The sequence below is a fragment of the Bartonella sp. AA16NXGY genome (genome assembly GCF_042197325.1).
GTDB lineage: Bacteria > Pseudomonadota > Alphaproteobacteria > Rhizobiales > Rhizobiaceae > Bartonella.
Genome location: NZ_JBHIRR010000031.1, coordinates 1 through 6,672 on the forward strand (window position 1 = coordinate 1; position 6,672 = coordinate 6,672).

4 protein-coding genes and 1 pseudogene are annotated in these 6,672 nt (G+C 36.2%); all 5 read right to left on the reverse strand.

Translation table 11 applies throughout. The features are described 5' to 3' along the window. Nucleotides 1–956 precede the first annotated feature (956 nt). The gene (locus ACFINK_RS09010) at nucleotides 957–1,775 is read right to left on the reverse strand and encodes an abortive infection family protein (RefSeq protein ID WP_375638859.1); all 819 of its coding nucleotides are present in this window, start codon (nucleotides 1,773–1,775) and stop codon (nucleotides 957–959) included. A gap of 925 nt (nucleotides 1,776–2,700) precedes the next feature. Beyond that, a complete protein-coding gene (locus ACFINK_RS09015; protein WP_375638860.1) occupies nucleotides 2,701–2,925 on the reverse strand; it encodes a hypothetical protein in 225 nt (74 codons plus the stop codon). A 366-nt stretch (nucleotides 2,926–3,291) separates the two neighbouring features. Next, a complete protein-coding gene (locus ACFINK_RS09020) occupies nucleotides 3,292–4,656 on the reverse strand; it encodes an MFS transporter (RefSeq protein WP_375638861.1) in 1,365 nt (454 codons plus the stop codon). 598 nt (nucleotides 4,657–5,254) lie between these two features. Next, complete coding sequence (locus ACFINK_RS09025) at nucleotides 5,255–5,638, reverse strand: restriction endonuclease (protein ID WP_375638862.1); 384 nt, start codon at nucleotides 5,636–5,638, stop codon at nucleotides 5,255–5,257. Between the two features lie 884 nt (nucleotides 5,639–6,522). Further along, a pseudogene (locus ACFINK_RS09030) lies at nucleotides 6,523–6,672 on the reverse strand (DUF3792 domain-containing protein); the annotation flags it as partial.

Consider the following 6,672-nt stretch of genomic DNA (forward strand, 5'->3'; position numbering starts at 1 on the left):
ACTCAAAACTCTTCCCACGTACAAAACCCAAATAAGAACTAAGGGGCATGCCTACTAATCATCATGCACCTTCGGAAAGCAAGGGGGGGTAAAAGCCATTAAGCTACGTAATGCTACGCACTTAAAGGGCGCGCAAGGACTAAATCTAAACTCAGATTCTCTTGGATTTTAATATCATCCCTCCCTTTGTTCTATGTGTACCTGTATATCTTCATCCTCAAAACAATCTGCCAACTTTTTGTAACAAAAAACTGTACACAATTCCTTGAACTCCAAACTATCTATATCACTAAATACTAAGGGGGATTTTTACCTAGAAAGCTTTTTGGGGTAGCAAGCCCATGCCTATGATCATTGTAATGATGCAAACCTTTTGCAAACAGTGTTTTAAGAGGGTAAAGTGTTATGTTGATAGCAGAAAGCCTGTAAAGAGAAAATGGCTATGGTATGTAAGAATAGTGCTGTTTTTTATAAGGAGCTGCCTTATTATAAAATTAAGTAGGGTAGGGGAAGAACGTATAGGTATGTAATTTACGCGCATAAAGGCTTTGTAGGAATTAAATCTAAGCTCAGATTCTCTCTCTTTAGGGAGTTAAGACTTGTGTTTTTATCATAATGACTAGCTTCTCCATCATAATATTTCTGCACGAGAGCTTTCCAAAAATAGTACACTAGCTAGTTTGTTCTTAAAAAAAATAATCAAGGCAATACTTTTGCACCATCCTCATTCGCCATCCTTAAGGGCGGCTTTTGCATTTACAGAAATTGCCACTGACTTTAGAAGCGGAGCCTAGAAACGCGGGGAAGAGGAGAACTATAGGGTGGTGTGATTACTCATTCTGTCATGCTATAGAAATATTTGGTTTTGTAGGGTAGAAGCAGCCACTCTCCTTTAATGCCTAAAAAGCATTAAAAATGGCACGAAAAAATGCTGGTAATCGTGATATGGTTTTTTATTATGGCTGATCCATGAGCTCTAAAATATAAATTGAGAGAGAATGGGCGGCATTAAAAGTTAAACGCGCATGGCGAGGCTTGAGATTGATTAGTTCAAAATCCTTTTTTGAGCGGCCGTGCGCTGCACCTTTCTTGTTTCTTAACTTTATAGTACCGCGCACAATTTGATACAGACCGGATGCGATCATTTTTAAGTCATTTTCATCTAGATCTTGATTTTTTAAGTTTTCTTGCTTCATATCTTCGGGATGGATCTTAGCTTTCTTAACGACTTCTTCCCATAAAGCGGGCAGATTATTACGGGCGTTTTCTGCATATGGGATAGAATGGTGGTCGAGATAAGCTTTGCAAGAGGCTTCCAACAGATTTGCTGCAAATAGAACCGCCTCCCTTGGATCTTTTTCTATATTTTCTAATGCTCTTTTTACTTCGATTTCTACTGCTGAAAGGCCTTTCTCTGTAATACGTTTTTGTAGCTCTTCTGTAGAGAGGAGACCAGCTTTTTGCAATTCTTGTGTGGAGGTCAGCTCATTCTTGATAATATATCCTCCACGCTGATATTCCAAGTCATATTCCTTTAACTTTTCTAAAACTGTACGTTTATCTTTTTGTAACTGTAAAATTTTTTCATATAATGATGGATTTAATCCGCTTGGGTCTGGGTCATAATATTCTTTTTCTAAAAAATCCCCAAGCAAGTTACCAAGGACTTCAAGCGGTTCTTCGCATTCCACATTGATTGCACGTAGCCATGCTTTAACTTTTTCGGATTTTGTACCTTCTGGAATCTCAGAAGGAGCAAATGATGCAATAAACAAGTTATTTAACTCCTTACACGTATAATGGTGCGCAAACATTGGAGGAAGTAGTCCAATGATTACAGGAGGGATTTTGTTTTTCTGAGAGATTTTTTGCGGAGACGATAATTGCATTTTATGGCTTTATAATATCAAAAAGTGGTATGTTGAGTGGTTTTTAGAGTATGATTTTATTGCCTGACCTTGCTTAGAAAGTCGCGCAACAATTTTGTGGCTTATATAAGATTTGTGAAAAAGAAATACTATATTGTGTTTTAATTTTTTTCTCCTTTCATTGTTATAACAGTGAAGCAGTGAAGGGGGGAATAGTGTGTGATAATTCGAAAAATATAGAATGAGAACAGAAGTATAATTTTGTATTATCGTAACTGCAATAGCATTCTTTATTGGCAGATTGTTTATTGGAGAGAAGGAAGCAGGTAATGCGCATAATCCCTGAACGGAAGGTTTTGTGACAAGAATTTCAATAATGGCATGTTACTAAATGTTGTGTGTGTTCTTTGCTTGTCAGAAAGAGCAGATGGGGTTCTTTATTTGCATAACCGGTATAGAGTAATGAGTAATGCGGGAGGCTAGTTTAAAATCTCGTTTATTCCGTTAAAGCTTACTGTTTTCTATAAAAAGACTGTTTTCATGATATCCGCTGTTAATCTCGCGTATTTGGTAGAGATGAAAATATAAACGTTTATCGTGTCTGTAAGGGAGCTTGAAGCAATGAAGTTATGTGTAAAAGAGTTCTGAAAAGCTTCTTTTGTCCGTAAAACTTATAAGGAAAATTTAAAGGCAGGAAAATGTTAGAGAAATCTAAGAGTACGCTGTGAAAATCAAGAAACAGTCTTTTTAGAGATGGTTTGCTGTCTGTCATCGTGCTTCATGATTTTCAATGTTTTTAAAATTTCTTTCTCAATGAGAGAGGGCTTTTTTATTAAAGCGGGGGAGATTTGTTATGACAGTTAACAATGAAATGGAGAGAAGATGCTGCTTTACCAGCTGTTTTTGTCGCTTCAGTTTCATTTGGACCTATTGCTGTTATGAAAGCATAGTGATTCAATGACTTTGAAAAGGGGCGAATAACATTATCAAGTTTGCAATACAGTGCGATTTTTTGCATCGCGATGCGTGGCAGAAGATGGTCAGCATTTGGGGGCATTGTGGGTTCTATATTCTATGCTGGTTCTGTAGGGCGTCTGTTAGCGCATTTATGGAACTATTCCGCATTGAAACGCTTGCTTAATTTCGTGGATCTTTGCAAAGGTCTGATCAGAAAATCCCATATTTCAAGAGGTTTTTAGAGGGATCTAAAAGCACAGAGGTATCATAAAATTACAAACACCGTACGTTACTGGAGGTGATCAATTTTAGAGCTTAAGGAGCTTATCGGTTTAGTGTTCTTTCATAAAAATGATGAAGGCTGTGTTCAATGTCTCAGTGTGTTGGTTTCTCGAAAAGTGGTAAATGCTGTATGATTTTATATGCCATTGCCAATGTTATGGATAGGGTGTTCAAATAAAGCATATCATAAATCAAAATTCTTCTCTTTACGCGATAAGAGGAGGGCTAGGCAAAACAGTAAAAATGCAGCGATAGAGAATATGAAGAATACGATATATGTTTGGTTTAAGGACAGGGATTCTTCTGTCAGAGAATGGATCAAAAAGCCAGCGAATATACCCCCTAAGGCACCACCTATTTGCTGTAATATGCGTGTGATAACGGCTGTATCTTTGACGTATAAACTGTTGACATATTGGATGGGGGCGGAAAGGCAGACAATGGTGGCGATGCCAAGTCCTATGCCTCTTAGCAAGAATCCCAGTCCATCCATGCTTATATTATAGCCGAAGCATAATAACCCAAAGCTTGATATCACTAAACCAATTCCTATCATGAAAAAGGGAGATTTTTCTTTCCATTTTTGGTAAATAAATTTCCTGCCAATCCACGCACCTACTCCTTGCAGAGCAAGGAGGGCACCGATGATGAGAAGGCTCTTTTCATAGTTTCCTCCCATGGCAACGGCTAGTGGGAAATAAACGAGGAAGCTATAAAAAAGAAATGAAGCAACGAGCCCCATGATCATGAGCAATGTATAGCGCGCATTTTGAAATCCGCTAAAGACGATTAATTTGTTTTTTGCTTTCTGATTAGAAACAATGAATAATATGAGAGATATCACGGCTATAAGCGCTAGGATAAAGAGGGTGTTGTGGTTATTGATATTTCTGGCTTCTGTGAGATAAAAAAACGAAAGAAGGGAGATGGAAAACGCTAAAAATGCAAATAAGTTAAATTTTGTTTTTGTTGTTTCGTTGCTCTTTAAATGTTTTGCTCCAAGGGTGAGTGCCAATAAAATAAGCGGAATATTAATAAAAAATAACAAACGCCAAGAGACATACTGAGCAAGTGAGGCGCCTACCAGCGGACCAAAGGCAGGAGCGAAAACTGTTGGTACGGCTATGGTGCCCATGGCTTGGCGCACGCGTGTCTGTCCAAATTGTAAGGCAATGATGGTTTGGCTAAGGGGCAGCAAAAGACCGGTCCCAAAACCTTGAACGATACGGGCAGATATAATAGTTGGAAAATTATAGCTTAATCCTACCCCCAGTGATCCAAGCATAAAAATGAAGCTTGCAAGAAGCCAAGTGCTTTTGATACCTATTCTTCCTTGCACAAAAGCGGCCATTAGCAGCCCTGGAACGGTGGCGAGAAAATAGGATGTTACAACCCATTGTATATTATTTTCTCCGACTGAAAAATAATGCGCAAGGTTAGGAAGGATGACATTGACAATGCTCCCGTCCAGCAGAGGAAGTATGCTGGAAATAATGACGGTATATATGACATACCTTTCTGTTTTTGTATAGGAATCTACCTTTTGCATTATTATGCCCCCTGTTGATATTCTTTTAGATATGGGTCCCGCCCCATTCACAGACTTTAAAAAATTAACACATGTTTGTGATGTCTGCGGTTTTGATATTGGAATGAATGTGATTGGAAGTGCTGATGGTCCCCAAATGCTTCTCTTGTGTACAAACCCCTCTTCCTCCAAAATGAAGCCATCAGTTAAGCTGATTTTGATGAGTTTATCGAGGAGTCTGTTTTCTGTCAATTCACTTTGCATGAGAGCAAAAGCAGAACCTACACGAGACGTGCATGCCTGCTCCATTTGCATTTATTATTTAACATGAAAAATGTGAAAATCTTTATAAATCAAATTATTGACTTAAAAATCCAATGTTTGTTTATATATCATTTTTTATGCTTAAATGATTGTTTAGGTGTCAAATGTATTCTCAATAGTTTATAATTTTCTTTTCTTAAATGTGCAGCCCTTTCTGGAAAATATTCGACAATCTCTTGATTGTTTAATAAAAATTAAAATCGGTTATAAGGAAGGGCTTGTAAATTATAGAGTAGGAAAAAGGTGCATTTTATAAACAACAGGGGAGGGTTGTTTCCATAGCCCAAATATTTTTTCAAGTTGTTGTGGTATCTTTTTGAATTGCTTGATCGATAAAAGTTTCATAATTATCAGAAACAATATATTGGGTATTTTCTCCTAAAGCTTTGAAATGTTCATGACCGCAATGGATTTTTGCTTTTTCCAGATCGCACAACATGTCTTCGAAAATACTTCCTTTGCTTTCCACAACAAAATACAGTTTTCCTTGCCCATCTTGCTCGAGTAATACAGCCCTATCGGGAGTATATGATCCAAGAGGTGTATCAATTTTAAACCATTTAGGCAGTTGCGCATAAACTTTAATCTCATCGTTTTTTTCAAACGATTGTGCAAAACTGAACTCAATATCTGAATCATAAATAACATGATCATAAATTGATTTATCAGTTTTTGTCATATTCTTTTATAAAACAATTTGCTTTTATATTTATTAAAATGCATTTTCTATTTTATTTTTTCGTATAATTAGCCAATGAAGTTTTTGCTCTAATATCGCAATTTGTAAAAGACTATTTTGGTCATTCAATATGAAATTTTTTATGTCGGTTTCTTGTATTGAAAGCAATGGTACGATTTTTGATATCTGTATAAAATATTTACAAAAAAAAATTTAATAACACATGATTATAGAATTTTGTCCTTTGTTTGAAGCATGTAAAGTTAAACCATTGTTTATTCATAGATTTTATGTTCATTATTTATTTGATACATTTAATCTAGAATGTAAATTGTGTTCGTATATTCAAACTAAAATACTGGTATTGAAGTGGTGAGAGTGTTGCTTTGTTGAGAATAGATAATTTGGTAGGTTGGTATTCCCTTTGTATCAGAGAATTCAACTTATTCTCTCATATTGTGTGTGGATGAAATGTTAACCGCATAATGCTCTCTCTTACATGAGATGTAAGATTGATATGGTTTCCATATTGAGAAAAGTTGTTGATCGTAGAGGAATATTTTTTTGCGAAATTCGTTTGGCTTAAATGGAAAAAATAGAGCAAGAGTCGCATATTTGTTATGCTGTAATGGCATATATATATAATCGATGGAGTCAACACTTCATTTAAGAAGTTTTTTAAAGGAAAAACATAAAAAAATAGAATTATTGAAAAAAATCTTTTATTTTGCAGCTTGTTTCTCACGATTATAAAAGCTTCACGTGGATTTTGAAAATTCTTGTTGTGTTGAAAAGCATACAAAAATCAAGAAAATTTTGCAAAAAAGCTGCACTATGCGTGCAGCTTTTTATGTATTTGCTTTAAAGGTAGACAGGTAGACGTTTTAAAGCATGAAAGTGTCCTTACGGCTTCTATAACCGTAGTAGCCAAAAACACTGGAAATAATGGCGCCTATGAGACTTCCTAAAAAGCCCCACCACCCCATATTGGAGGCTGTTTTTGTGGCTTTAGTTGCAGTGTTTTTTGCTCCCTT

What these genes read in the sequence shown, in the direction of transcription:
- ACFINK_RS09015 (WP_375638860.1), bottom strand. Translation starts at nt 2,925, where the DNA reads ATGCCCCCAAATGCTGACCATCTTCTGCCACGCATCGCGATGCAAAAA.
- ACFINK_RS09020 (WP_375638861.1), bottom strand. Translation starts at nt 4,656, where the DNA reads ATGCAAAAGGTAGATTCCTATACAAAAACAGAAAGGTATGTCATATAT.
- ACFINK_RS09025 (WP_375638862.1), bottom strand. Translation starts at nt 5,638, where the DNA reads ATGACAAAAACTGATAAATCAATTTATGATCATGTTATTTATGATTCA.